This window comes from Spongorhabdus nitratireducens (assembly GCA_947387575.1).
Taxonomy (GTDB): Bacteria; Pseudomonadota; Gammaproteobacteria; order Pseudomonadales; family Endozoicomonadaceae; genus CANDOC01.
The window spans coordinates 165,371-191,620 of record CANDOC010000009.1; the positions used below are offsets into that span (position 1 = coordinate 165,371).

27 protein-coding genes are annotated in these 26,250 nt (G+C 49.7%); 7 read left to right on the forward strand and 20 right to left on the reverse strand.

The features are described from left to right. Window positions 1-49 precede the first annotated feature (49 nt). The 5 genes from grdC to ACYZZ0_RS16930 all read left to right on the forward strand — a co-directional run bounded on the left by grdC (window position 50) and on the right by ACYZZ0_RS16930 (window position 7,334). Window positions 50-1,591, forward strand: coding sequence for a glycine/sarcosine/betaine reductase complex component C subunit beta (gene grdC, locus ACYZZ0_RS16910; RefSeq protein ID WP_461537824.1), 1,542 nt, complete (start codon window positions 50-52; stop codon window positions 1,589-1,591). 5 nt (window positions 1,592-1,596) lie between these two features. After that, window positions 1,597-2,757, forward strand: a complete 1,161-nt coding sequence (gene grdD / locus ACYZZ0_RS16915; protein ID WP_461537825.1) for a glycine/sarcosine/betaine reductase complex component C subunit alpha — start codon at window positions 1,597-1,599, stop codon at window positions 2,755-2,757. Window positions 2,758-2,820: 63 nt separating this feature from the next. Next, window positions 2,821-4,113 (forward strand): glycine/sarcosine/betaine reductase component B subunit, encoded by a 1,293-nt coding sequence (locus tag ACYZZ0_RS16920; protein ID WP_461537826.1) that lies wholly within the window; start codon window positions 2,821-2,823, stop codon window positions 4,111-4,113. 114 nt (window positions 4,114-4,227) lie between these two features. After that, window positions 4,228-5,523: a glycine reductase complex selenoprotein B gene (grdB, locus tag ACYZZ0_RS16925; RefSeq protein ID WP_461537827.1), complete on the forward strand. Its 1,296-nt coding sequence runs from the start codon at window positions 4,228-4,230 to the stop codon at window positions 5,521-5,523. A gap of 431 nt (window positions 5,524-5,954) precedes the next feature. Continuing rightward, complete coding sequence (locus tag ACYZZ0_RS16930; RefSeq protein ID WP_461537828.1) at window positions 5,955-7,334, forward strand: alanine/glycine:cation symporter family protein; 1,380 nt, start codon at window positions 5,955-5,957, stop codon at window positions 7,332-7,334. A gap of 52 nt (window positions 7,335-7,386) precedes the next feature. On the opposite strand, the gene focA is transcribed toward ACYZZ0_RS16930, so the two are convergent. The 3 genes from focA to ACYZZ0_RS16945 all read right to left on the reverse strand — a co-directional run bounded on the left by focA (window position 7,387) and on the right by ACYZZ0_RS16945 (window position 9,338). Continuing rightward, window positions 7,387-8,259 (reverse strand): formate transporter FocA, encoded by an 873-nt coding sequence (gene focA, locus ACYZZ0_RS16935; RefSeq protein WP_461537829.1) that lies wholly within the window; start codon window positions 8,257-8,259, stop codon window positions 7,387-7,389. Window positions 8,260-8,367: 108 nt separating this feature from the next. Then, the gene (locus ACYZZ0_RS16940; RefSeq protein ID WP_461537830.1) at window positions 8,368-8,793 is read right to left on the reverse strand and encodes a thiol-disulfide oxidoreductase DCC family protein; all 426 of its coding nucleotides are present in this window, start codon (window positions 8,791-8,793) and stop codon (window positions 8,368-8,370) included. 14 nt (window positions 8,794-8,807) lie between these two features. Beyond that, window positions 8,808-9,338 (reverse strand): lipocalin family protein, encoded by a 531-nt coding sequence (locus ACYZZ0_RS16945; RefSeq protein ID WP_461537831.1) that lies wholly within the window; start codon window positions 9,336-9,338, stop codon window positions 8,808-8,810. 181 nt (window positions 9,339-9,519) lie between these two features. Here ACYZZ0_RS16945 and ahpC point away from each other — a divergent pair, with 181 nt between their 5' ends. Together ahpC and ahpF are read left to right on the forward strand one after the other, a co-directional pair. After that, window positions 9,520-10,083 (forward strand): alkyl hydroperoxide reductase subunit C, encoded by a 564-nt coding sequence (gene ahpC / locus ACYZZ0_RS16950; RefSeq protein WP_461537832.1) that lies wholly within the window; start codon window positions 9,520-9,522, stop codon window positions 10,081-10,083. A gap of 123 nt (window positions 10,084-10,206) precedes the next feature. Beyond that, a complete protein-coding gene (gene ahpF, locus ACYZZ0_RS16955) occupies window positions 10,207-11,796 on the forward strand; it encodes an alkyl hydroperoxide reductase subunit F (protein ID WP_461537833.1) in 1,590 nt (529 codons plus the stop codon). A gap of 52 nt (window positions 11,797-11,848) precedes the next feature. On the opposite strand, the gene ACYZZ0_RS16960 is transcribed toward ahpF, so the two are convergent. The 17 genes from ACYZZ0_RS16960 to ACYZZ0_RS17040 all read right to left on the reverse strand — a co-directional run bounded on the left by ACYZZ0_RS16960 (window position 11,849) and on the right by ACYZZ0_RS17040 (window position 26,248). Beyond that, on the reverse strand, window positions 11,849-13,126 hold the full coding sequence (locus ACYZZ0_RS16960; protein WP_461537834.1) for a vWA domain-containing protein: 1,278 nt from the start codon (window positions 13,124-13,126) through the stop codon (window positions 11,849-11,851). 15 nt (window positions 13,127-13,141) lie between these two features. Continuing rightward, window positions 13,142-13,711 carry a tight adherence pilus pseudopilin TadF gene (gene tadF / locus ACYZZ0_RS16965; protein WP_461537835.1) on the reverse strand — a complete coding sequence of 190 codons (570 nt, stop codon included), beginning with the start codon at window positions 13,709-13,711 and terminating at the stop codon, window positions 13,142-13,144. After that, complete coding sequence (locus ACYZZ0_RS16970; RefSeq protein ID WP_461537836.1) at window positions 13,708-14,193, reverse strand: TadE/TadG family type IV pilus assembly protein; 486 nt, start codon at window positions 14,191-14,193, stop codon at window positions 13,708-13,710. The genes tadF (ACYZZ0_RS16965) and ACYZZ0_RS16970 overlap by 4 nt, the downstream gene beginning before the upstream one ends. Window positions 14,194-14,235: 42 nt before the next feature. Then, on the reverse strand, window positions 14,236-15,459 hold the full coding sequence (locus ACYZZ0_RS16975) for a tetratricopeptide repeat protein (RefSeq protein WP_461537837.1): 1,224 nt from the start codon (window positions 15,457-15,459) through the stop codon (window positions 14,236-14,238). Beyond that, complete coding sequence (locus tag ACYZZ0_RS16980; RefSeq protein WP_461537838.1) at window positions 15,452-16,333, reverse strand: type II secretion system F family protein; 882 nt, start codon at window positions 16,331-16,333, stop codon at window positions 15,452-15,454. The genes ACYZZ0_RS16975 and ACYZZ0_RS16980 overlap by 8 nt, the downstream gene beginning before the upstream one ends. Window positions 16,334-16,351: 18 nt before the next feature. After that, window positions 16,352-17,272, reverse strand: a complete 921-nt coding sequence (locus ACYZZ0_RS16985; protein ID WP_461537839.1) for a type II secretion system F family protein — start codon at window positions 17,270-17,272, stop codon at window positions 16,352-16,354. Continuing rightward, complete coding sequence (locus tag ACYZZ0_RS16990) at window positions 17,269-18,543, reverse strand: CpaF family protein (RefSeq protein WP_461537840.1); 1,275 nt, start codon at window positions 18,541-18,543, stop codon at window positions 17,269-17,271. Before ACYZZ0_RS16990 ends, ACYZZ0_RS16985 begins: the two co-directional genes overlap by 4 nt. A 15-nt stretch (window positions 18,544-18,558) precedes the next feature. Beyond that, entirely contained in the window at window positions 18,559-19,824 is a 1,266-nt protein-coding gene (locus ACYZZ0_RS16995; protein ID WP_461537841.1) for an AAA family ATPase, read from the reverse strand. Window positions 19,825-19,874: 50 nt separating this feature from the next. After that, window positions 19,875-21,248 (reverse strand): type II and III secretion system protein family protein, encoded by a 1,374-nt coding sequence (locus ACYZZ0_RS17000; protein ID WP_461537842.1) that lies wholly within the window; start codon window positions 21,246-21,248, stop codon window positions 19,875-19,877. A 22-nt stretch (window positions 21,249-21,270) separates the two neighbouring features. After that, window positions 21,271-22,092: a Flp pilus assembly protein CpaB gene (gene cpaB / locus ACYZZ0_RS17005; RefSeq protein WP_461537843.1), complete on the reverse strand. Its 822-nt coding sequence runs from the start codon at window positions 22,090-22,092 to the stop codon at window positions 21,271-21,273. 91 nt (window positions 22,093-22,183) lie between these two features. Beyond that, complete coding sequence (locus ACYZZ0_RS17010; RefSeq protein WP_461537844.1) at window positions 22,184-22,633, reverse strand: prepilin peptidase; 450 nt, start codon at window positions 22,631-22,633, stop codon at window positions 22,184-22,186. A 21-nt stretch (window positions 22,634-22,654) separates the two neighbouring features. Continuing rightward, window positions 22,655-22,870: a Flp family type IVb pilin gene (locus ACYZZ0_RS17015; protein WP_461537845.1), complete on the reverse strand. Its 216-nt coding sequence runs from the start codon at window positions 22,868-22,870 to the stop codon at window positions 22,655-22,657. Between the two features lie 311 nt (window positions 22,871-23,181). After that, window positions 23,182-23,598, reverse strand: a complete 417-nt coding sequence (locus ACYZZ0_RS17020) for a TadE/TadG family type IV pilus assembly protein (RefSeq protein ID WP_461537846.1) — start codon at window positions 23,596-23,598, stop codon at window positions 23,182-23,184. Then, window positions 23,598-24,140 carry a tight adherence pilus pseudopilin TadF gene (gene tadF / locus ACYZZ0_RS17025; protein ID WP_461537847.1) on the reverse strand — a complete coding sequence of 181 codons (543 nt, stop codon included), beginning with the start codon at window positions 24,138-24,140 and terminating at the stop codon, window positions 23,598-23,600. The genes ACYZZ0_RS17020 and tadF (ACYZZ0_RS17025) overlap by 1 nt, the downstream gene beginning before the upstream one ends. A 5-nt stretch (window positions 24,141-24,145) precedes the next feature. Next, window positions 24,146-24,562: a TadE/TadG family type IV pilus assembly protein gene (locus ACYZZ0_RS17030; protein ID WP_461537848.1), complete on the reverse strand. Its 417-nt coding sequence runs from the start codon at window positions 24,560-24,562 to the stop codon at window positions 24,146-24,148. Continuing rightward, a complete protein-coding gene (locus ACYZZ0_RS17035) occupies window positions 24,559-25,386 on the reverse strand; it encodes a tetratricopeptide repeat protein (RefSeq protein ID WP_461537849.1) in 828 nt (275 codons plus the stop codon). The genes ACYZZ0_RS17030 and ACYZZ0_RS17035 overlap by 4 nt, the downstream gene beginning before the upstream one ends. Next, window positions 25,379-26,248 (reverse strand): type II secretion system F family protein, encoded by an 870-nt coding sequence (locus tag ACYZZ0_RS17040; RefSeq protein WP_461537850.1) that lies wholly within the window; start codon window positions 26,246-26,248, stop codon window positions 25,379-25,381. The genes ACYZZ0_RS17035 and ACYZZ0_RS17040 overlap by 8 nt, the downstream gene beginning before the upstream one ends. Between the last annotated feature and the right edge of the window lie 2 nt (window positions 26,249-26,250).

The following is a 26,250-nucleotide window of genomic DNA, read 5'->3' on the forward strand; positions in this document are numbered from 1 at the left end:
CGGGAATGATATTAATTCCCCGGCGGCTGCCCTGTTGGAGTTTAGTGCCGTGAACTACCCCGTAATCAAGGGCACCAGCTATGTGCTGGCCCACACACCTGATTTCATTCCGTTCGGATCTACCCAGGTCTTTGCCAAAAAGGGTGGTGATACAGAATATCTGTCCGAACTGAAAAAGCACCAGCGCACATTTGAAGACGTTGTTGCTTATCCTGCAAACCAATGTTTCATTGGTAATATCACGCCTGAAAATCTCGCCGGTATAACCGCGCCCTGGTATGAAAACCAGATGAGCAATGCGGAACGTACAGGCCGGTTCGGCGAAATCATGCCGCAGATCGAATTCTTCGGCTTGCTGAAGCACTCTGATGTGTTTGACCTGGTCAAACTGACTCCGGAATTTATCGAGCAGGCCAATGAAGCCCTGGCCTCCCATCCGCTGTTAAGTCATATCAAGCTGGATGCTGAAAAAGACAGCATGCAGGCTGTCGATATGCATGCACTGCTGGAAGAGCATGTTGCCGAGCCGCTGACCATGAATGGTGAGCTGGTAGGCTGCGTTAAACGTGCGCACGATGAAGATGAAAACCTCAGCTCCCACATTATTCTGGAAAACCTGAGCGTAAAAGCCTCCGGTGTTCTGGCAGCTCTGCACCTCAAGAATCAAGGCATCGACCTGTCCCAGGTTGATTACATTATTGAATGTTCCGAAGAAGCCTGCGGTGATATCAACCAGCGTGGCGGTGGCAACTTTGCCAAGGCGATTGGTGAACTGGTGGGTTGCGACAGCGCTACCGGCAGTGACCTGCGCGGTTTCTGTGCGGCTCCGGCTCACGCCCTGATTCATGCCGCCGCACTGGTTAAAGGCGGTGTATTCAAGAATGTCATGGTGGTTGCCGGCGGAGCGGTTGGCAAGCTGGCCCTGAACGGCCGTGACCACATCAAAAAGGGTGTTCCGGTACTGGAAGACTCTCTGGCCGGTTTCGCGACTGTTATCAGCGAAAACGACGGTGTCAGCCCGATCATTAACACTGACATCGTTGGTCGTCACACTATTGGCACCGGCTCCTCCCCTCAGGCGGTTATGACCAGCCTGATCTCTGCACCGCTGAAGCGGGTTGGCCGTACCATTCCGGATGTAGACAAGTTCTCTACCGAAATGCAGAACGCTGAAATCACCAAGCCTGCCGGCGCCGGTGATGTGCCTGAAGCCAACTACAAGATGATTGCGGCACTGGCTGTTAAAGAAGGTCAGCTGGAACGCAAAGAGCTGATGAACTTCGTCAAGAAGCACGGCATGCCGGGTTACGCCCTGACTCAGGGTCACATTCCTTCCGGTGTTCCGTTCCTGGGCCACGGTCGCGATGCCATCATGGGCGGCGATATCAACAGCTTTATGGTTGTGGGTAAGGGCAGTCTGTTCCTGGGTCGTATGACCAACCAGTTCGACGGTATCTCCACTCTGGTTGAAAAGAACCAGGGTATCCAGCAGGAAGCCGGTTTTGACGGCGACGAAGCCCGCAAACTGGTGGCTGAAGCCATGAAAGACGTCGCTACCCGTATGCTCCAGAAAGCTGGCGGTCAGGAGTAAGCGACATGGCTCATCAACAGCTTAATGAAGCTCTGGCCAGCGCTTTTAATGATATGGCCGATGGTCTGGTCAGTGGCAGCTTCGGACGCAAAAAGCGTATCGGTCTGACTCTGGTCGGCAGCGAACACGGCTCAGCCGAGCTGGTTCGCGCGGCTGAGCTGGCTGCACGTCAGTTTGCCGATATTGAACCGGTACTGATCGGGGATCTTTCTGACGCGCCCTTTGAACTGCACCCGGCTTCCGATCTGCATGAATGTCATCAGGTCATGGAAGCGCTGCTGGACGAAGGCAAGATCGATTCCTGTGTCACCCTGCACTACAGCTTCCCGCTGGGTGTCAGCACTGTGGGCAAGGTTATCACTCCGGCTGTTGGCCGCGAGATGATCATTGCCACAACAACCGGCACCAGCGACACCGTTCGCAATATTGCCATGGTTAAAAACACTATTGCCGGTATTGCCCTGGCCAAAGCCACCGGTATCGCCGAACCGACCGTCGGCATTCTGAATGTAGACGGCGCTGCTCAGGTAGAACGTGCGCTGCGTCAGTTGATCGACAATGGTTACCCGATTCGTTTCACCGAGTCTGCCCGTGCAGATGGCGGAGCCCTGATGCGCGGCAACGATATGCTGCAGGGTGTACCCGATGTCATGGTCACTGACAGCCTGACCGGCAACCTGATGATGAAGGTGTTCTCTTCCTTCAATACCGGTGGCAGCTACGAAGCACTGGGTTATGGCTATGGCCCGGGCCTGGGTGAAGGCGCTGACCGTCAGATCGGTATTATTTCCCGCGCTTCCGGTGCGCCGGTTATCGCCGGAGCCATGCGGCTGATGGCCGACGGTGTACAGGGTGATCTGATGAACCTGTACAAACAGGAAGTGAAGAACGCAGAAGAGTGTGGTCTGACTGATGTGCTGGACGGCCTGAAGCCGAAAGCTGCAGCGGCACAGGCTGAAGCCGTAACTGCCCCGCCAGAAAAAATCACTGACGGTGATATTAACGGCATCGATATTCTCGATATCGAAACTGCCCGCGATGCGCTCTGGGGTAAACAGATTTTTGCTCGCACCGGCATGGGATGCACCGGTCCGGTTGTCATGGTGGCAACTGAAGACCTGGAAGCAGCTCGACAGGTGCTGAAAGCGTCCGGATTTATTGCTTGATAAGCCGGGAACGGTCTCCTTAATCAGACACCGTTCCCGACCCAAGCTTTTCAGGAGAAAGTAATGAAGCTAGAGATTGGAAATATCCATGTGAAGGAGCTGGCGTTCGGCGAGAACACTGCTCTTTCCTCCGGTCGGGTCGAGATTAACCGTGAAGAACTGGTTGGTTTCATCCGTGAACTGGATCACCGTATCACCGAAGTGAAGCTGGACATCGCCCTGCCTGGCGAAAAGACCCGCATCATGCCGGTTAAAGACGTTATCGAGCCGCGTGTTAAAGCCGAAGGCAAGGGTTCTATGTTCCCGGGCCGTAATGGTGGCGACGAAGCGATGGTTGGCGAAGGCCGCACCCACGTCCTGAAGGGCATGGCTGTTGTAACCACCGGTAAGGTTGTTGGCTTCCAGGAAGGCATCATCGACATGAGCGGTGCCGGTGCGGAGTACACTCCGTTCTCCAAGACCAAGAACCTGGTTATCACCTGCGAAGTTGACGAAACCTGCAACCAGTACGACCACGAAGCGATCCTGCGTCGCGTTGGTATCGAAACTGCCAACAAGATGGGTGAGCTCGCCAAGACAGTTGCCGCTGACGACAGCCGCACTTACGAAACCAAGCCGCTGCTGGAACAGGCTGCACAGTATCCTGATCTGCCGAAGATCGGTTACGTTTACATGCTGCAAAGCCAGGGCCTGCTGCACGACACCTACCTGTACGGTGTTGATGTGAAGAGCATCGTTCCGACCATCCTGTACCCGACTGAGGTTATGGACGGCGCGATCATGAGCGGTAACTGTGTATCTGCCTGTGACAAGAACCCAAGCATCGTGCACCAGAACAGCCCGGTTATCCACGAGCTGTATGAGCACCACGGCACCAAGTACAACTTCATGGGCGTTATCGTAACCAACGAAAACGTAACCCTGGCTGACAAGGAGCGTTCCTCCAACTACGTCACCAAGCTGGCTGTACAGATGGGTCTGGACGCAGTCATCGTTTCCGAAGAAGGCTTCGGCAACCCTGACGCTGACCTGGTCATGAACTGCCGCAAGCTGGAAGACGCTGGCATCAAGACCGTGCTGATGACTGACGAATACGCTGGTCAGATGGGTGAGTCCCAGTCTCTGGCTGACTCCACTCCTAAGGGTGATGCTGTTGTCTCCAACGGTAACGCCAACATGGTTATCACTCTGCCGGCGATGGATCGAGTAATCGGTCACGACGTTTACGCCGACATGATTGCCGGTGGTGCTGAAGGCAGCCTGCACGCTGACGGTTCTATCACCGCTGAAATCCAGGTGATCACCGGTGCAACCAACGAGCTGGGTTACCACAACCTGACTGCGATGGCTGGTTAATAAACGGGCTGGCTAATATCCGGTTCTCGTTCCGAGCGAGCGGGATCAGGTTGGGAAAAGTTTCGGTTTACACGCTCAGTGAGCGGGTAACGCGTTTTTAGAAGAGAACTGAAAATGATCAAGATTGTTCATTACATCAACCAGTTCTTCGGTCAGAAGGGTGGCGAAGAAGCTGCCGACCTGCCGATCGAGTTGGTCGAAGGTCCGGTTGGACCAGGTACTGCACTAGCTGCAGCGCTGCAAGGCAAGGCCGAGATCGTTAAGACAATTATCTGCGGTGACTCCTACTTCAACGAAAATGAAGAAGTAGCTTGCATGGGTATTCGGGAAATCCTGGACGAAGTTCAGCCAGACCTGATCGTTGCCGGTCCTGCGTTTAACGCCGGCCGTTACGGCATGGCTTGCGGCAAAGTAGGCGAAGTTGCTCACAGTATGGGCATCGCTGCTATCTCCGGTATGTACGTTGAAAACCCGGGTTATGAACTGTACCGCAACTTCTCCTTCATGGTTGAAACCTCCAACAGTGCTGCCGGCATGCGTAAAGCAATGCCTGCAATGGCTCAGCTGGTTTCCTCATGGATCGAGAAGGAAGGCAAACTGGGTACTCCTGAAGAAGAAGGCTACATGCCTCGCGGTCTGCGCGTTAACTTCTTCGCTGAAGAGCGTGGCGCCAAGCGTGCGGTTAACATGCTGATCAACAAGCTGGAAGGTAAAGAGTTCAAGACTGAATACCCAATGCCGGTATTCGACCGTGTTGAACCTCAGCCTCCTGTGATTGACCTGAGCAAGGCAACTATCGCTCTGGTAACTTCCGGTGGTGTGGTACCCAAGGGTAACCCAGATCACATCGAATCTTCTTCTGCTTCCAAGTACGGCGAATACAGCATTGAAGGCCTGGACTTCCTGACTGAAGCGTCTCACGAAACTGCTCACGGTGGGTATGACCCGGTTGCCTGTAACCAGGCACCTGACCGCGTTCTGCCCGTTGACGTTCTCCGTGAAATGGAAAAAAAAGGCAAGATTGGCAAGCTGCACAATCTGTTCTACACCACCGTTGGTAACGGTACTTCTGTATCCAATTCCAAGGCGTTTGGTGCTGAAATCGCGATGCACTTGAAGAATGCCGGGGTTTCCGCCGCCATTCTGACCTCCACCTGAGGCACCTGCACGCGTTGCGGTGCAACGCTCGTCAAAGAAATTGAAAAAGTTATGCCTGTAGTTCACATCGCCACTGTTGTGCCGATCTCCCAGACTGTAGGTGCTAACCGTATCGTACCGGCCATCGCCATCCCTCACCCACTGGGTGATCCGAAGATGGATCCGGCAGAAGAGAAAGTCGCTCGTCGTGAAATGGTAGAAAAGGCACTGACCGCCCTGACTACCGACATCGAAGACCAGACAGTCTTCTGATGAAAAAGCCCCCTGGTACTTAGTATCAGGGGGCTTTTTTCTTTATATATACAGTCAGAGATGCAGTTTTCAATTCAATATAGTGATAACTACCGGCTCAGGTAAATATAACGGCGAATGCACTGTGTTGAATCGAAAATGTATTTTGTAACTTCAATTGCTGGATATATCACGGGTTTAAAACCCACTGCCTGATAACCATAAGAAGGCCGGTATTTCCAGATTCAATATATCTAACCACTGATCTGACAGCCAAGCCTGTCTTCCCGCAATAAAGGATGCTTTGCGCCGGCTTCTCATCCGCCTGCGTAAAACGGTAATCAACAACAAGGACTCAGAGTGACTGGCAGTTCATCGTCAGTCGGGTAGACGCTTGCCAAACCAGGTCATTAATACTGGTCCACAAGGGGGGACTCGCCGTGGATGCGATAATGTCGCTTGTTCATTCTGCCAATAGTGTGTTGTGGGGATATTTATTGATATTCCTGCTCTGTGGTACAGGCATTTACTTTACTATCAGGCTGCGCTTCGTTCAGGTTCGTCATTTCAGTCGCTCAATAAAATATGCCGTTTTCGGCACCAAAAAAGGTCAGCAGGCTGATGAGAAAGGAATGAGTTCTTTCCAGTCTCTGACCACTGCGGTTGCTGCCCAGGTGGGTACGGGTAACCTGGCCGGTGCTGCGACTGCCATTGCTGCAGGTGGTCCCGGCGCTATTTTCTGGATGTGGCTGACAGCTTTCTTCGGTATGGGCACCATCTTTGCCGAATCTGTTCTGTCCCAAGTCTATAAAGAAGACGTCAATGGTCAAACCCGGGGTGGTCCGGCGTATTACCTGAGTAAAGGTGTTGGCAGTAAGGCGCTGGGTGCCTTTTTTGCAGTGACCATTATTCTGGCACTGGGCTTTATCGGCAATATGGTACAGGCCAACTCCATCGGTGCTGCCTTTGAAAATGCCTTTAACCTGCCACCACTGTGGGTAGGTATTGTTGTTGCCATTCTGGCCGGACTTATTTTTAACGGCGGAGTAAAGGCGATAGCGTCGTTTACCTCCAAAGCTGTACCGCTGATGGCCATTATGTACATCGTTGGTAGTCTGTTTATTCTGCTAACTAACCTTGAAGCTGTTGCTGCGGGCTTCAAGATGATCTTTGTCGGTGCCTTTGATCCGGCTGCTGCAACCGGTGGTGTGCTGGGTGCCACTATCAAGGAAGCAGTTCGTTATGGTGTCGCCCGTGGCCTGTTTTCCAATGAAGCCGGTATGGGTTCCACCCCTCATGCTCATGCTGTAGCCAAGGTTGATCATCCGGTGCAGCAGGGCAACGTAGCCATGTTCGGGGTGTTCTTTGATACTTTTGTCATTCTGACGATTACTGCATTGGTCATTCTGACTGTACCGATTGATGGTTCCGTTACCGGTATCGAGCTGACACAGGCCGCCTTTACTGCAGGCATGGGCTCCTTTGGTGGCGTATTTATCGCTATTGCCCTGCTGTTCTTTGCCTTTTCTACGATCGTTGGCTGGTATTTCTTTGGTGAAGCCAATATCCGCTATCTGTTCCGCAAGGATGGCGACAAGGCCGTTAAGATCTACAGTCTGGTTGTCATGCTGTTTATTGTGCTGGGTTGTACCCTGAAAGTTGAATTTGTCTGGGAACTTGCAGATTTCTTCAATGGCATGATGGTATTCCCTAACCTGATCGGTCTGCTGATTCTGGCCAGGGTTGTAAATACCAAGCTGAAGGACTTTGAAACCAGTTTCCTGCCGCAGGAAGAGCAGGAGAAACAGGCGCCGGTAGAACAACACTCATAAAAAACACGCCCGAGAGAAGCAAAACAGGGGCATTTTAAGCCCCTGTTTTGCTTCAACTGTCTGAATCTCTAAGATGCACAAACCAGTTACTTAGCCCGACCATGACACCACCGCCAATAATATTACCAATGGTTACCGGTATCAGGTTCATCACAATAATGTTGTACATGTTGATTTTGGAGAAGTCTGCAGAGGTGTAGCCAATAGCCTGCCACATTTCCGGGGTGGCCAGATCCTTGACCATATAGCCCATGGGTAACAGATACATATTGGCAACCGAGTGTTCAAAACCAGCGGCAACAAAAGCGGCAACAGGGAGGATACAGGCGAACATTTTGCCTGCAGCTGTGCGGGCACTCAGACTCATCCAGTAAGTCAGGCAGACCAGCAGGTTGCACAATACACCAAGGATTAACGACTGCATAAAGGTATGACTGAGCTTGGCCTTGGCAATGTACATGTACGACAAACCTACAAGACCATGTCCGCTCTCCCAGGCACCGCTGCCAATAATCAGAAAGGCAAAAATCAGCGAACCTGCCATATTACCGAAGTACACCAGCGTCCAGTTGCGGGCGATATCGCCAAACTTCAGTCGTCCGGTCGCCTTGCCCATTAATAGCAGGGTATTGCTGGTAAACAGTTCGGCTCCACAAAGAATAACCATCATCAGACCGGTACTGAACACAATCCCGCCCAGAATCTTGGCAACACCATAGGGCAGCTCTGCTGAACCAGCGCCGGCTATGGCATAAAACATACCGGCAATAGCGATAAATATGCCGGCAAGAATAGCCAGTACAATGGTGATTTCCGGGTGTTTTCTGGCTTTGCCTACCGCTGCACTTTCGGCCAGTCGGGCCATTTCAGCAGGCGGTACGGCACCAAAATGAGGGGCGCTGTGAGAAGAATGTTTGGGCTGCATGGTGATATCCGGAGGCAGGCATCATTAGAAAAACAAACCTCCCAATAATAGTTGAGGCTGTTTAACTGTGATGACTGCAATCTGGTTCGGTGCCTGTATCAGGGGCGATCAGAGGCGTTTGTTTCTTGAAGGAGGGCAGGTGGGATTACCCAGCAAAAAGCCGAGTCGACTTGCAAGAGCATGCCGGTTTCTGGCGAACAGCTTGTATATAACGTCGGCAACATACCGCATCAAAGGCCAGCGCAGGGGCGCAATCCAGTATCCGCGACCAACGCTTTCCCAGGCCGCGAGGGTGGCATCAATACCTGTAACCAGACGTTCATTACCCAGTCGGGCGTGCAGCTTTCTGTCCAGCTGTTCCAGATCCAGGTCCTGATAGCTCTGCTGAAAATTCTCCTGATGAATATCGACTAATAGCAGCTTCCGATCTGTATTCAGGGATTCCAGCCAGTGAATCTCTTTCATACAAAGGGGGCAGTGACCATCATAAAACAGGGTGACAGGAAAGGTGACATCCTTGCGCTTCAGTGTCATCAGGCATTGTCCTTTCAGTGAGACTGCTGGCCATTGTGAAGAGGGTAAATCAGTTTGTCGGTATCAAAACCAAGCTGTTCTGCCTTGTCCAGTAACTGTTGTAAGGTTGCCTTATCTATCTCCGGGGTTCTGGACAGTATCCAGAAGTAGGACTTATTGGGGCCTGAAACCATGGCATGCTGGTACTCGTTATCGAGATCGAAAACGATATACGAGCCGTAAAACGGCCCAAAAAACGACACTTTCAAGTAAGCTGTATCGGACTTGCCAACGAAATAAGCCTTCCCTTCAGCCTGACGCCATCTGTTGTCAGTCGATGAATAGCCAAGGTTGAGTACACTTATCCCTCCATCTTTCCGCAAGGTATAAGTCGCAGTGACTTTACTGAGCCCTCGCTCAAAAGAATGATCCAGACGGGCGACCTCATACCATGTTCCAAGATAACGATTGATATTGAAATCTCTCACAGGCTCGATGCCTGTCGGGATTCCGACACAACCCGTCAGCAATAAAAACAACGGCAGCAGAGTGAGGCGCAGATCCATATCTGGTGTCCCTGTCAGCTATGGTGATAATTTAGTAATAGCTTAAATCTATCTGTTTTATTTATTTAATTAAATTCAATAATCGATGGCGGAAGCATATTCTTAACCTGTCTCCGGCGCACACAGCCGGGCTTTAAACCAGACCGCTCTGGAAATGAGAACAGGGCAAGGAAAGAAAATCATGTCATTAGTTAACACTGTCATCAAGCCGTTTAAAGCGACTGCATTCCACCAAGGCGATTTCGTTGAACTGACTGAAGCTGATCTGAAGGGTAAATGGTCTGTCGTATTCTTCTACCCGGCTGACTTCACCTTCGTCTGCCCGACTGAACTGGGTGACCTGGCTGACCACTACGAGCAGCTGCAACAGATGGGCGTCGAAGTGTACTCCGTATCCACTGACACTCACTTCACTCACAAAGCATGGCATGACAGCTCTGAAACCATCGGCAAGATTCAATTCCCGATGATTGGTGATCCGACCGGCCTGATCAGCCGCAACTTTGAAGTCATGATTGAAGAAGAAGGTCTGGCGCTCCGCGGTACCTTCGTGATGAACCCGGAAGGTGAGATCAAGGTTGTTGAAACTAATGATCTGGGTATCGGTCGCTCTGCCAAAGAGCTGATTCGCAAGATTCAGGCTGCCCAGTACGTTGCTGAGCATGATGGTGAAGTCTGCCCGGCCGCATGGCAGCCAGGTGAAGAAACACTGGCTCCGTCTCTGGATCTGATCGGCAAGATCTAAAGCAGTAATGGCTCCCTGCAATCGGGGAGCCTGGTTCTTCAGGTAAAGAAACCATGAGCGAAAGGAAGTTTTTTATCGCCGTGGTGATGAAAAATTTCCGCAGTAAAAACAAGCGAGTCGACCATGCTGGACGTGAACATCAAGAAGCAACTGGAAGCTTATTTCCAGAACCTGAAAACTCCTGTTGAGATCGTAGCGTCTCTGGACGACTCGGCAAAATCACAGGAAATGGCTGCACTGGTCAAAGATCTGGACACGCTGTCCGCAAATATCAGTGTACGCGAAAGTCGTGAAGACAATGAACGCAAGCCGTCTATGGCCGTCATTGGAAAAAACGGACGTAAGGCGATTCGTTTTGCCGGGCTGCCAATGGGGCATGAATTCAACTCCCTGATTTTGGCTATTCTGCAAAGTGGTGGTCATCCGGCGAAGCTGGAATCCGGTCTGATGCAGCAGATTGAACAGTTGGAAGGGGAGTTTAACTTTGAAACCTATATCTCCCTGTCCTGCCAGAACTGTCCGGAAGTAGTTCAGACACTGAACCTGATGGCGGTACTGAACCCGAATATTACTCATACCATGATCGATGGTGCCCTGTTCCAGCAGGAAGTCGATGAACGACAGGTTATGGCGGTGCCATCCGTTTTTGTGAATGGCAAACCGTTTGGCCAGGGACGTATGAACACGGCTGAAATCGTCGCCAAACTGGATGTAAATGCTGAAAAGCGTGCGGCAGAAGAGATCAGCAAAAAAGATCCATATGATCTGCTGATTGTTGGTGGTGGACCAGCAGGTGCGGCAGCTGCAATTTATGCTGCCCGCAAAGGTATTCGTACCGGTGTTGTTGCTGACCGGTTTGGTGGTCAGGTACTGGATACCATGGCAATTGAAAACTTTATTTCAGTGAAGGAAACCGAAGGTCCAAAGTTGGTGGCCAATCTTGAGCAGCATGTTCTGGACTACGATGTGGATGTCATGAGCAACCAGCGTGCCAGTGCCCTGATTGAAAACAACCGTGCGGCAGGTGAGCTGGTGGAAGTTCAGCTGGAAAGTGGAGCCGCGCTGCAGAGTAAAACGGTATTAATGGCAACCGGTGCCCGCTGGAGAGAAATGAATGTGCCGGGTGAGCAGGAATACCGTGGTAAGGGTGTTGCCTACTGCCCACACTGTGATGGACCTCTGTTCAAAGGAAAGCGGGTAGCTGTAATCGGTGGAGGTAACTCCGGTGTTGAAGCAGCTATTGATCTGGCCGGTATTGTTTCCCATGTCACGCTGATCGAGTTTGACAGCAAGTTGCGAGCTGACGAGGTGCTGCAGCAGAAATTACGCTCTCTAGGTAACGTCACCATTATCACCAGTGCGCTGACAACTGAAGTTTCAGGTGATGGAAAGCGGGTCAATGGTCTGGTTTACAAGAATCGGGAAACTGATAAAGAAATCAGGGTTGAGCTGGAAGGTATTTTTGTTCAGATTGGACTGGTACCCAATACCGACTTCCTGAAAGGCAGTCTGGAGCTTTCACCACGCGGAGAAATTATGATTGATGCTCGCGGTGAAACCTCTGTACCCGGTGTATTTGCTGCGGGTGATGTCACAACTGCCCCTTACAAGCAGATTATTATTGCTATGGGTAGCGGGGCAACAGCGTCACTTGGAGCTTTTGACTACCTGATTCGTAACTCCTTTGTAACAGATGAATCCCAGGCCGCATGAGCACTGGATCAAGATAAAAAAAGGGCTGTAGTTACAGCCCTTTTTTTATGCTTCAAGCATTAGGGACAGCATAATTTCGGTCGTACAGGCGACCGACTTCCTCACTGATCAGGCTGATCAACAAACGATAAAGTTCGTTCATGTTATGAGCCGTATAATAGTTTTCCTTGCCGGCACATCGAGTTAGGTTGTCGTTTACCTTGTCGTTATAGTCAATACCAACAACCGCTATTCTTGATTTGACCGAATCTCCTGAAGCTGATGTTTGTGAATCCAGTCTGTCCCTGATTTTGTCGCAGTAGTTCCTTTGCAGTAATCTCTTGTGATTCTCGTTCTTGTTAGTGTCGTACCAGTTGCCTGAGTCGACACCATCTGAAACGATGATTATAAGCCGGTGAGGACTATGGGTTGTTTCTGCGACCTGGGCTGCCCTGATTATTCCTTCAAAAGCAGCGGTACCATGACTGGCATACATGGATTGTATTTTGGACTTGATAACGGCCGGGTCAGATGTTGGTAATACAGTATGGAACCTCGCGCTGTCGGAATAATAACTCTTGGCGCATTTCTTTTTGGTGAACATCTTGCTCACCGTTTTGTTATGGTTGACTGAATGCCATGGCCGGTTAGTATCAAGCATTTGAGTTACTGGACAGCCATAGTTATTTCCTTCTCTTGTATAAAAATTGAAGGGCACCAGAGCCATGGTGTTTTGCAAATCAGGGTCGTCAGTTTCGGTCAGAATCTCATCAGCCAGATCCCGGACAATTGTTTTGAGCTGATCAATTTTCCTGTGTCCAGCCCACCAGTTGGTCATGGAACCTGAGAAGTCGAGCACGAGTACAACATCAATAGAGTCTGCATAGTATTTTCTGGCGACAGCCCGGGTCCGGTCGGTAACTTTCTGCTCAAACCCCAGCCCATCCTCATCCCACTGTGGAAACCAGCTGTTGAATTTGGCCGTTACTTCCAGTTGATATTCGATGAAACGGTTAGTTGGTTTGCCATCAGGTGCAGTCTCCCCACACCCGGAAACTTCTTTACAGGAGCGGGGGATAATATTGACCGAAATTTCTTCAGCGTCAGGAACCAGAGCCTGAATATATTTTCTGGCCAGTTCCCGGTTATGCTCGATGTTTTCGTCTTCCCGGGCACTGACGGCCAGACTTGCAACTTCGATGGCATCATCAAGCTGGCCTTTAAGACGCAGGTATCGTGCACCTTCTACCCCGAGAGTCATCATAGCCAGTAGTGCCGGCAGCATAATGACAAACATGATGGCAGCAGCACCTTGCTGTTGCCGGAAAGATGAAATTGATCCGGTTTTCATTCTACTGCTGCCCCCCTAGCGTCCCAACATAATGAAATTGGCGCGGACGGTAGTAAACTCAGAACCCAGAAAGTCACTCAATCTGTCGTCATCTTCATAGCAAAGACTGACCCGGTAAAGAGTTGCCTTGCGTCCCCAGCTGGTATCAATAAACAGTTCATCCATATCATCCAGCAATCGAGTGGGACGACAGTTTACGTCCCCTCTGGAACGGGGCTCATTATTCAATACTGGCCTGTCCTTGCCATCCACCTTCTGGAAACGTACCTGTTCCAGGTACATGCCCAGCTTGTCTTCATCAAAGTCTCCCATGGTACGTTCCATGGATTGGCTGACAAGGGTGTAAATCTGGGCAACTTGCTGGTTGGAGACTACTTCACTGTCGTTATAAAGCTGGGTGCGTTCCTTGATCACGTTGACTGCGGAATAACTGAGCCGTTGCAGGTTACCCTGAATGGTTTGCTTGATTGTCATGTCTGTGACAAACATCATGCACATCGCCATAAACGAGGCGATCAGAGCAAATTCAATCAGGAAGTTACCGGATTGGTATTGCATACGTTGAGAGTGACGCTTGATACTCACTTGAACATATCCCGTTCATATTCCTGGATAGTGATAACTTCCCGGGTAATGTCCATTGAAAAATCCGGCCCTGCAATTAATGAACCGAGAATCGGCTGGTAGGGATAGGACACACTGTAAACGGCAATGGGAGCGTTCTGCTGGGGGTTACAGGTAGGATTGTCTTTCTCGCAGTCTTCTGCAGTGATGGCCTGAACCGATTTATAGTAGCGGGTCTGCAGAGAAAACTCGCCGGGATCAACAAAATCAGACCAGATCGAGTTACTGCTTCTCAGGACATTGTTGAAGATAGTGTGATACTGATGACTGGGTACTGTACGGGCGTCACGGCTGGCTTCTGATACCGCCATATCAACCAGCCCGGACACAAACCCCATGTAGCTGACTTCAATCCAGTAAAAGATCATCAGCAGAAAGGCCAGCATTCCTAATGCTGTTTCTACTGCGGTCGCACCTCGCTGGCCATGTTTGGTCCGGATCATGAATACCTTTCTGTAATCGTTTACTGGAGTTGATTTGTTTTTTTAACCTTTGACGGCCTTGCGCAAGCCGGAAATTGAGCGTGCCCAGGGGGTCAGATATTTAACAAGCGATTGATATTCCGGTTTCTTGAGTGCGTCCAGTGCCTCGCGCTGGGAAGCATAATTTCCCTGAACCAATACATACCAGTCCCGGCCATCACGCTGGAAGAATATCTGTTCTGCATTACGCAGTTCGGGGTATCTACGCTGCAGCTGATCCAGAATGCGCGGTTTGTTAGCGGCCATCCACTGAATGGTGAAGCCGCCTCCTGGTGCATCCAATATGTGGTTTTCAACGGGAGGATTTATTGGTGCCGGGTTTACAGCCGGAGGGAAGGGTGAAGAAGAGGTTTCTTTTTTTCTTACCAGAGATGCAAGGTCATAATCCGGTGCCGCAGGCAGCTGATGTTTTTCGGGCTTTCTGGCTTCGGGAGTTTCAGTAGTTGCAGCAGTTAAAACCCTGAATAATTCAACGCGTTCCGATTCAGAATTTGTTTCAGAGTAGATTGTTTTGAAATCGTTATAACGACCGGTTTTTGCCAGTGCAAAAACCAGATTGGAGGTGATTTTTTCATCGCCCTGACCGGATTTGTAGAGCGGCATCAGACGATTGACGGCGGCGTCATAGTTTTCTTCAAGAATATCCAGCATGGCCAGATTGTTTTTAATCGTGGCATCATCCAGCAACCCCGCACGTGCTCTGTTGAAATAGTGGCGGGCAGAACTGTAATTACCCTTTCTGGCATGAATGACACCCAGATGATTGCTGATTCTGGGGTTGGTAGGATCCAGATCACGCGCCTTGATGGCTGTTGCCAGCGCCCGGTCAACTTCACCTGTGGCGAGTAATGCACGAGAGTGAAGTAACAGCAGCTCAGGTCGCTGATAGTTCTTTTTAAGCAGGGGGGCAATATAAAACAGGGTTGATTCCGGGTCACCGGTATCAAGATAGGTTTGCCCCAGTTTCAGGCGACTTTCATAAGCTGTTTCTGCGTCTTTGGTATTTTGCAGCCGGGTTTTGTACAGCTCGATCAGTGCTGCATGGTTACCTGCTGTCTGTAACAGGGATTCGTCCGGTTCTCTGCCGATTTTATTACTACTCTGCTTGTTCGCAGTTTTTACCTGACCTGAGGTATCTGAAGGGGATGTTGCACACCCCTGTAGCAAACCAGCAAGCAGTAATAACAGTGCTCCTGCGACAGAGAAGCGATGCCGAAAATCAGCCATGAGTCATCAACCTCATAATGCTCGGGGCTGTAATCATGACAACAATGGGGAACATGATAAACAGAACCAGTGGAACAGACATTTTGGCCGACAGTTTACCGGCTTTTTCTTCCAGTTCCATCATGCTGACTTCACGCAGGTTACCGGATAGCCTCATCAGTACTTCAAAAATGGAGCTGCCGTATAGAAGGCTCTGGTTTAATGTATAGGCAAAGCTGTGTATCGCGGGAGAAGGTACCTTGTCCTGTAGCTCTTCCAGCGCTTTCTCCATTCCGATAATCCGCGCGCGGGCATCCAGCTGACGCAGAATATAGGCGATATCCCGATCAAAACTTCTGAGTTCGTTACCGAGATAGGCAATGGCTGTTTCAATCGTCATACCTGTCTGGATGCAGACTGCCATAAGGTCAATCATATATGGCAGTTTCTGGGTGATTTTGAATGTCCGCTTTTTTTGCAGCACCCGCAGCCAGATATCCGGTAAAACAATCATTGCAACCATACCCAGCACGATAAACAGCAGCTGATGGTTCTTCTGGCTGATACCAAATCTGGGGCCAAACAGCAGAATCAGGATGGCAATGACAACTGTCAGGGCTATTTTGGCGGGCAGGTAATAGGTTGCCAGTTTGGTATTATAAATACCGGCCTGAATCAGGTTGTTCTCGATTTCCTTGCGCTGGTAGGCAAATCGTTCGAAAAAGACTGTGGCGATACGTCCCCAGCTGGTAAACCGATGAGGCAAACCTAACCAGCGGCGGCTGTATTGCAGGGAAAAGTAACCCTTGATGATGACAACCATCAGCAGTGCCAGTCCCAGTGAAGCCAGCAGAGAATAAAAGCCGGAGCTGTCACTTCCCTCAACCGGGATCATAATAAGTACTCCATCGTGTCAGCCCTTGACCCTGCGCATCAGGAGATTGATGATGCCAAGTCCCAGCAATTCGCTGATCAGAACGTAATAGAAAATCGGACGCCCGGCGTCTTCATACATTACAAACTCAAAGTTCTCCGGGCTCATGACTTTCATCATCAGCAGAAAACAGAGCGGAATTGCAGCCATGATCCGGGCAGACATACGGGCCTCAGCTGTCAGCGTCATTTTCTTTTTTTCCAGAGCACGACTGCTGAACATGATCTGATTCAGACGTCGAATGACTTCCTTCAGCTGTCCACCATGATTGATGTTGGCTCGCAGTGCGATCGCAAAGAAGTAAAAAGGCGGGTAAGGAAAACGCTCGCATGCCTGGCTCAGTACTTCATCGGGTGTTTTGCCCAGACTGAGCCGCTCGCCCATTAGTCTGAATTCACGTCCAACCATACCGTCCATGGAGTCACCGACATAGATAATGGCGTGCATCAGACTTTCCCCCGAACCGACAGCACCATTCAGCAGGTTCAGTGCGTCAGGAAAAGAGGTTTCAAACTGTTTTCTTTCATATCGTTCCAGCATTTTTAAGACAAACAGGCTGGATACAACAAGTATTGCAAGGAACAGCAGTGGCAAGGGAATATCCGGAATAAGCCGGCGTGCTCCTACTGTTAATGCGATGACAGCCAGCAAAAACAGGGTAACTTTGAGCGGTACTGGCGGTCCGATTCTGGCCTTCAGGTTTTTCACTGCAATTTTGAAGCGTGCACGCAGTGGTTTGTCTGTCAGCGTTGTGATGTTCAGAGCCCGGGTATGGGATGTTTCTCCAGCCTGTTGATCTTGGGTTGAGGTGATAAAGTCCAGCGGGTCAGACTTTTTTTCAAAATAAAGGCTGAAGCACAAAATTGCGCCGCCGAACATTATCATGGAAAACCAGATCATCGGCGCTGTCCCTGGAAGACCTGATTCAACGGTTCTTCCATACCAAAGAAGCGGGCTTTTACCTTAAGCGCAGAGCGGTTGATCAGGCCGGCAGTGACAAACTTGCCGGTAACTTTTTCTCCCGAAACCACAGCGTCAGGTTCAAACCGGAAGATTTCTTCCATGACTACGTTTTTGCCTTCAATCCCCATAATTTCACTGACACTCATAACCTTACGGCTGCCGTCGTGCAGGCGGGAGATTTGGATAATCAGGTCAACAGCGCTGGCGATATTCCGACGTATGGCATCCAGCGGCAGGTTAGGCTGGGCCATCATGACCATACTCTCGACCCGGGACAGGGCATCCCGAGGGGTATTGGCGTGCAGGGTAGACATCGAGCCATCGTGGCCGGTGTTCATGGCCTGCAGCATTTCAAAAGCTTCGCCGCCACGACACTCGCCCACGATAATCCGGTCAGGGCGCATTCGAAGTGAGTTGATAACCAGATGGCGCTGATCAACTTCGCCGGTACTTTCTGTTCCCGCAGGCCGGGTTTCCATACGGACGATGTGAGGCTGCTGCAACTGAAGTTCAGCAGCATCCTCAATGGTAATAATACGCTCGGTGTTAGCGATATGGCGCGACAGCGCATTGAGAAGTGTAGTTTTACCTGAACCGGTACCACCGGAAATCAGGATATTAAGCCGGCAGCGGGCGGCAACAGCCAGGAGCTTGGCGACTTCCGGAGACATGGAGCCGTAACCGACCATCTGCTCCAGATCCAGTTCATGCCGACCAAACTTACGGATCGAAACGACTGTACCGTCCAGAGTAATGGGGGGAATGGCAATATTGACCCGGCTACCATCAGGCAGGCGGGTGTCACACATGGGTGACAGTTCATCAACCCGGCGTCCGGCCTGGCCAGCAATACGTTTGGCAATACTGAGCAGGTGACTTTCATCAATGAAAACCACATCGGTTTTGGTCAGTTTACCGCCACGTTCAACATAAACCTGGTTAGGACCGTTGACCATGATGTCGGAGATAGATGGATCATCGATCAGTGGCTGCAAGGGACCCAGACCCTTGATTTCATCCATCAGCCGGGAAACAAACTCGGCACGCAGAAGAGGCGGCAGCTGAACCGACTCTTTTTCTACCAGTGCATCAACAGCTTTACGCAACTGGCTTTGCAGGATTTCTGTCGACATGCGGTTGACGGCTTCTGCATCCAGAGCCGCCATGATTTTGTTCCGCAGGTTCAGGTAGACATTCTGCGCTCTCATAAATACAACATCCTGTTATCGCTTCAGTAATCTTGAAAGCAGGGAAGGTTTCTGAGGGTTTTTACCGAGAATAATGCGAGACAGATTGGCAAAGGGAGCACTGAGTTTGTGCTGCTGGTCAGTAAACCGCTTGCCGGCAATCAGCCACTCTTCACAGTTTGAAGCAAAGGGGAACTCTACATCGACCTTATGTTGCAGGTATTGCTCGACGGCCTGGCAATCAATACTGCCCTTGGGACGACAGTGGTTCAAAACAACAACCAGACGAGAGTGGTCTTCGTTCTTGGCATTGGAAACATGAAACTGCTCCAGAAAAGCCCGGGTTTCATGCAAGCCTGACAATGTCGGCTGAACAACCAGCACTAGACAATCAACCAGAGGACAAAGCCAGTGTGGGTGTGGATAAAACTTGGCCGAAGCAGAAAAATCCTCAACGGTGAAGTTGGCATCCCGCTTCAGGTTATCCAGTACATTACTGGTATAAAGACGCAGGTTTTCAGCCGCAGTGATTTCGAGATCTTCTTCCTCGGACAGTTTTAGCTCAAAGCCAAGATAACTGATACGTTTTTCTACCCGTGACAGCTGACTGTGCGCCCAGGCATGGTCAAGAAAGTTGCCAAGCGTATGGTATTTGATCCCTTCCAGACCTACCTGCTGCCGGAACAAGTCCCGCTTGCCCAGCATGATATTCATATTACTGCCGGTATAACCATGGTCGACAGCAATAACCTGCTGCTTGGTCTGGTTTGCCAGTGCATAGGCCAGTTCAGCTGTAACCATGGTACAGCCACTGCCACCCTTGAGCGATACCACTGCTACACGCAGTGCCTTGCGCTGTTGCTGGGGGCCCCGGCCACGGTGCAGGTCATCGGCAAGCGAGCGGAGCATGACAATGACATCCTGCTTTTCAGCAGGCAGCATCAGATAGTAAAAACCAAGCTTTTCTACATTACGCAGTATATTAATACTGTCTTCTGTACCGATCAGAACGACACGGACATCGTGAGACAGATAGCTGCTGAGCAGTTCAGCCTGCTCCATCAGTGGGCCGCTTACTTCGACAAACAGCAGAGGCAGATTGTTTTTGGATACCGCTTCTGCCTGTTCGCTGGAGCTGCACTTGCGAACGTCCAGCAGATCAAAGCCCTCATATTTGAGGGTTTCTTTCAGCAACCGGTAACATTCAGATGTCTGATAATAAAGTCCGCAGCGACGTTCTTCCGAGGAGGAGGATTCACTGTCGGTTTTTGATGTTGTGGTCAGGCTGTCCAGATCAAGCATACATCCTCCCTGCTATACCAAAATAAAGAAGCTGGTCAGGTCGACAGTAATCACTCCTTGAATCCCCCTGAGGACAGAAGTGACAGGGCCTGCTGCTTTACCGGATGGGTGACATCTTCAAAGAATTTCGGGTCCTTGAGATTAAGGAACTGAACCAGACTTTGTGACATCTCCAAACGGGGTACCCGAATACTTTCAGGTTGAACCGGTTTTACCAGGTTGACTGTAGCAACAATCACCAGCTCGGTTTGCTGGCGCTCATCACGGGTATTTCTGAACATGGCACCCAAAACCGGGACATCACCGATAAACGGAATCTTGGACAGAGCTTCCCGGTCTTCGGAGTTCAGCAAACCACCCAGAATAAAGCTCTCTCCATCGCCGAGTTGAACAGTGGTTCTTGTTCGACGGGTTTTAAAGCCGGGCAGGTTCAAGTTATTTTTGATGCTTGGATCGATTGAGCTGACCTCAGGCATCAGTGATAAATTAATTTTTTCGTTTCTAAGGACTTCTGCAGCCAGATCAAGCCGAACCCCGAAATCCTTATAGGTCACATTCACTGCATCATCCCGATAGGTGATAATCGGCAGCTCGCCACCGGCAAGAAATGATGCCGTTTCACCGGAAATAACAGACAGATTGGGCTGAGCCAGAATTTGCCCCATGGCATCATCGTCAACGGCAGAAATATATCGCGCAATGTTGGATGAATTCAGACCATTTCCGAGAACATTAAAAAAGCCGCCGTTTCCTTGCAGGAATGCAGTACCTGTCGGATTTACAGTGCCCCACTGTACACCCAGTTGACGGATGAATGATTGGGATACTTCGGCAATGGTCAGTTTTACATTGACCTGCTTGGCTGCATCCAGCTCGATGTTGTTAACGACACCTTTATACTGTCGGTTGGTCAGGAAGCGAATGTCATAACTGTTATCACCCGACTCCCACTTCAGTTTTTCTTCTATATACTTCTTCTTCAGCAGCTCACCTACCATGTTATAGATGCCCTGCCTTTCCTGTTCGGTAGAAACCAGACCACTGAGTACGACTTCGTCACCCAGATTTGCCAGTTCAACCTTGCTGCCAGGGTAACGGGCGATAATTTGCTGTCGAATAAAACCAAGGTTTTTTCGTACGCTCAGTGTCTTGCGATCGATCGTGTTGCCATCTGAATCAAGCAATAACAGTGAGGTTGATCCGATACCTTTGCCGAATACGATAACCTGCTTGTTATTGACGACCTGATAATTGGCTATTTTCGGGTTGGCAATAAAAACAGTACCAATGGCTCTGTCATAGTTCAGTGACCGTGCTTCGTCGGTTTCCAGATGGAGGATACCTGCGGCATGGGCAAGAGAGCTGCAGAGAGTCAGAACCAACCACCCCAGTGCAGCCCAACGGATATTTATTGCTTTCTTCATCTGACAGCTCTTGCTTTTACCCTTATTCCGCCGGTATTTCCTGCTGAATATTCAGGCGGGCGTCTCCGTAATGAACATCACGCTGGTCAGCGCGCATTTCGACTATGGTGGTAAACTCCGGCAATACATCTTCCACTCGAATAGCCGGCACGGCCTGGGTGGTTGACTTGTACACATCCAGCAAACCGATACGACTGGCAACAATCATTTTGCTGACATCTTCCGGGCGCAGGGCAATGGTGACGGTCATCTGGCTGCTCATAGCCGATGGTTCCCTGACGTCTACTATTCGTCTGGAATTGAGTACAGGTGTTACTTCCAATCCCTGATACAAGTCGCCGACCGGTTTGTCTGCCAGATTTCGCCCTGGTGAAGAGATAAGTACTACATCAACTCGGTCACCCGGAACCAGACTACCGTTATAACCTTTATTACCATCAATGGTCAGTGGGTACGGTACTTTATCGGGTCTGAGCATATAGTCAATAAAGGCCGGTTGCCCCGGGCGTAGTAACTGGTGTTCAGCTACGATTGTGTCGGTTCTGATATGAGAGCCGGCGAGCATGCCTTCTTCAAGTTGCAGTACTTTTTCTGTGGTAACACCGAGCTCCCTGGCTTTGTCCAGTAGCAGCGAGCGAGGTTCCAAGTCAGAGGGGTTGATTGAATCACCCAGCTTGTAATCTTTGGTAGCAACCCAGACCTGGATTCGGGGACGTTCCTGTGGGGGAGTGACAGCAGTGCTTGTTTCGGGTTGGGGCTCAGGAGTATCGGGCTGATTCAGCAAACCAAAAATCCCTCCCGCACATAGCAGAAAGGCAATAACCAGCAAAATACGTCGATCCATGATCAACTCCTGAATCGAAAAGGGCGGTTTGGGAACCGTCTTTAGTTGTCAAATACAAAGAGGCAGCGGCAATACAGGGTCATAGCCATGTCTATAAGGAACTTGCCGTAAGCCATACACCCAGCAATCCGCCAACACCAATTGGAATACCGTAGGGTAATCCTCGTTGGCGTACAGTGCTGAGCTTTCCTGTCAGTAAGCCGTAGATCAAGTATCCGCAAGCCATAACACCACCCAGTGTTGCTATCACCAGCAGCACTACTACCCACCAGGACCTGTCAATTGCGGGAAGAAAGGCAAGTATTAACTTGATATCTCCACCGGCTATTGCATTTGCAGCAAACAGGCCGATGCCAATCAATACTGCAATCAGATAAGGAAAAGGGGCAAAAGCGGTTAATCCGGAACAGAGCAGGGAAAGCACTGCGACAGAAACAACCAGCGGGTTTCTGATTTGTCTTTTGGTGGCATCACTGTAAAAAATACAACAACAGACTGCCACCAAAATAACAAAAGCAATAAAGCTTACAGTTTCACTCAACACTACAGTGAAGCTGAATAATCAGCCGCCCAGAGCAGTCTTGATCTTGTTGAAAGCTGTGGTCATGGCACCGGTAATAGTACCGTCGCCGCCACCGCTTGTGCCAGCAAAAGCAGCAGTCAGAACAACAGCAACACCAGCAGCAATCAGGGCATATTCAATTGCAGTTACACCGCGCTGATCTTGTTTCAGAGCGTCCAGCATCATAGCGCTTTTTACATAAAGTTTGGTAAGCATCTCAATTCCACCCTACTTCTGTGTTTTGTTATAAACGTCCTTTAATTGGCTGTCCTGGCTATTGATGCAATGGCAGGGGTACTTCATATTTTGCTATGCAGGCGAGGGCAGCCTATATGGGACAAGACCTTATCGTTTTATCCCTATCAGGACAAGTTCTTTCCTGATGCTCACATTATGCCTGTGTAGTGATTAATTACATGGCATAAATCAAAAAAAATGATATTACTTGCCTGCAATTCACCGATATATCGATTAGATCATTTTAATGCTAAAAAGCATTTAATTTCAGGAGGTTCTGAGTCGATTACTTATTTTTTTGAGGGGCTGGAGTTGATGGGTGTTTTTTGTGGAAAACCAAATCCGTTAATTTCAGGGAACAAGCTTTCGACTAAAACAGAAGCAATAATGTTGTAAGTTTTTCCGTCGCATAAATGAGAAGTGCAATTGCTGGATGAAACTTGTACATCATTGATACGGGCATCCGGAATATAAGCGGCAATGTAGACGCTGACAACTTTAATATTCAGGGTCTGGTCATTACTCTGATTAATCTCCAGTGCTTTTCGGGCTGCTACGACAGCATCATTCAGTCGGCTTTTGATGTATAAATTGCGACCACCTTCCAATCCCAGAACCAGAAAATACATCAGAAGAGGCAGGACCAGGATAAACATCAGGGCTGCAACGCCCTGCTGTCGGAATACGCTTTGCGGTTGAGTAGCCATCAGGAATCCTTGATCCTGACTGGCAAGATCGCACTGGCCTGAATGCTGGAAACTGTATTCTCTCCCAGGGTGAATGTGTTGTTATTGTCGGTGTAGCATAGTGTGACTTGTAGCTGTGAAATTTTTGGAGAGCTCAAGGTTTCTGAAACACGTCGTAAAGGTTCTGTTGCATTGCAGGGCTTATCCGGTTTTGGATTTCTGCTGAAAGAAACGACGACGACACCGCTTTGCTTTATCTGCATACCCAGCGCATCCGGCTGAAACCCTTTCAGACTTCGGGACATGGACTGACTGACCAGTGAGTAAATCATACGGAATTGTTGTTCGGATATAATTGAGTCTGAATTGCTGCTGGCTGCATAGCTGCCTATATTCGCGGCATAAAAGCTGAGCCGTTGTATTACTCCCCGCTGAATCTGGAAAGTCACAACGTTTGATATCAACAGAATAGTGGCGGCTACTGCTGCAGCAATTAATGCCAGTTCAATTGCGAATGTGCCCTGCTGCTGTTTTTTTGATCTTCCTTTTCCTGGTGTCAGCATGATTGCTACTCCTGTCTGATAAACAGGGCATCTCGGAATATCAGCTTGCTTTTTACCGGCTTGCCATAAATGGCCACTGGCTGATACGGGTAAGTTATCTGACAGATAGTGACAGTCAAATTCACCGGTATTCTTTTATCATTGCAGTTTTCCACTTTCAGTTTTTTGGTATCAATCAGGCCTGCCCAAGGGGATGATTGTTGCTGCAAGGACGATTGCAGTGCCTTACCAACTTGTACTGCAGTTGTGAGGCGTGTGCTGCGGCTGGCTTCTGCAGCAGCAAAATCGACAGCCGCAGAGACAAAACCAAGCCAGCTGAATTCTATCCAGAAAAAAACCAATGTCAGAAAAGACAGTATGCCCAATGTTGTTTCAACAACAATAGAACCTTTCTGGCAGGTGAGCTGACTATTAAGATTCATTGGTCTGTCAGGCTGATAGCATTACTGGTCTTCGCAGGGTTGGCATCTATCAGTGCCCTGAATAGCTTCACATGTTCGTGTTCGGATGCTGAATCGCCATAAACACGTCTGAACTCGCTGTACATTTTTCCCTTGGCCAGAGCTATCAAAAGGTTTGCACGAATTCTTTCATCAGCCTGGCCACTGCTGTACAAGGGCAGAAGACGTTGGGCTGCTGACTCGTAGTTCTGTTCAAGAATGTCCAGCACGGCAAGGTTATTTTTTATGGCTGCATCATCCAGCATATTGATTCTGGACTGAGTGAAATACTGACGTGCCAGAGTGTAATTGTCCTGCTCTGCATAGAGCAGACCCAGCTGGTTGTTAATATCCGGATTATCGGGTTGCAATTCTTTTGCTTTCAGAGCGGCTTCCAGAGCTTGCCCGGTTTTATCGTTCAGTTGATAGGTTCTTGAATATAGAAGTAATGCTTTGGCGGTGTCGTTACCCGAAGCCGATACCTGGCTGAGATAGAACTGTGCAGACTCGGTATCATGCGTTTCAAGATAGATAGTCACCAGCTTCAGGTATATTTCGTCACGTTCTGACTGACTTTGACTGCCTTGCAGTCGAGATTTGTACAGCGCAATAAGCCCTGCATGGTTTTGGGCGGCCTGAAGCAGAACTTCGTTACTTGCCGCAGGTTCTGGACCTGAGTTATCGGCTGACTGTCGGGCATGCTGCTGAATATTCTGGAAACTACCAGTGCAGCCCTGAAGCAGTATCAAGCCAAGAATCATGATGGACAGGGATTTGATTATCTTGTGAGTGGAGTAATCAGCCATCGCTTAAAACCCTCATGATACTGGGCGCTATTATTAATATTACGATTGGAAACATAATGAACAGTGCCAGCGGCACTGACATGCGTGCGGATAACTTGCCGGCTTTTTCCTCCAGTTCCAGCATATCGATATCCCGCAGGTTGCCGGACAACCGGATCAGAACATCAAAGATGGAACTGCCATATTGCAGACTTTGACTCAGGGTGTAGACAAAGCTGCGCATGGCATTTGAAGGGATTTGTTGCTGAAGTTCGTCAAGGGCATTGTTCATGCCGATAACCCGGGCCCGGGTATCAAGCTGGCTGACGATAAAGGCCAGATCCTTATCGAAGGTTTCAAGCTCCTTGCCGAGATAGGCAACCGACGACTCAATGGTCATTCCGGTTTGAACGCAGGTGGCCATCAAATCCAGCAAGTAGGGCAGCTGTCGTGATATACGACGGGTACGCCGTCTGGCCATAAGCTGCAACACAATATCCGGAAGAATAATAATCACCACAACACCTGACAGAACGGTTGCAATCTGAACCTCCCATCTCTCAATGCCGAGGTGGGTCTCTGAAATCAGAACGACAGATGCCAGCAGGCTGGTTAACAGTAATTTCGCCGGAAGATAATAAGGCGCAAGTCGGCTGTTATAGATACCAGCCTGTATCAAGCTTTGTTCAATATCCTTGCGCCGATAGTTGATCTTGTATTCAAACAGCCCGAAAAAACGTTTCCAACTGGTAATGGTATGAGGCAGGCCCAGCCAGCCCCGGTTAAACTGGCTGATAAAATAGCGGTTGAGTCGTAAAACAAATGCAGTTGCCACTGTCAGGGAAATCAGCAAGGGAATAAAAAAGGCATCCATGCCGCTCATCG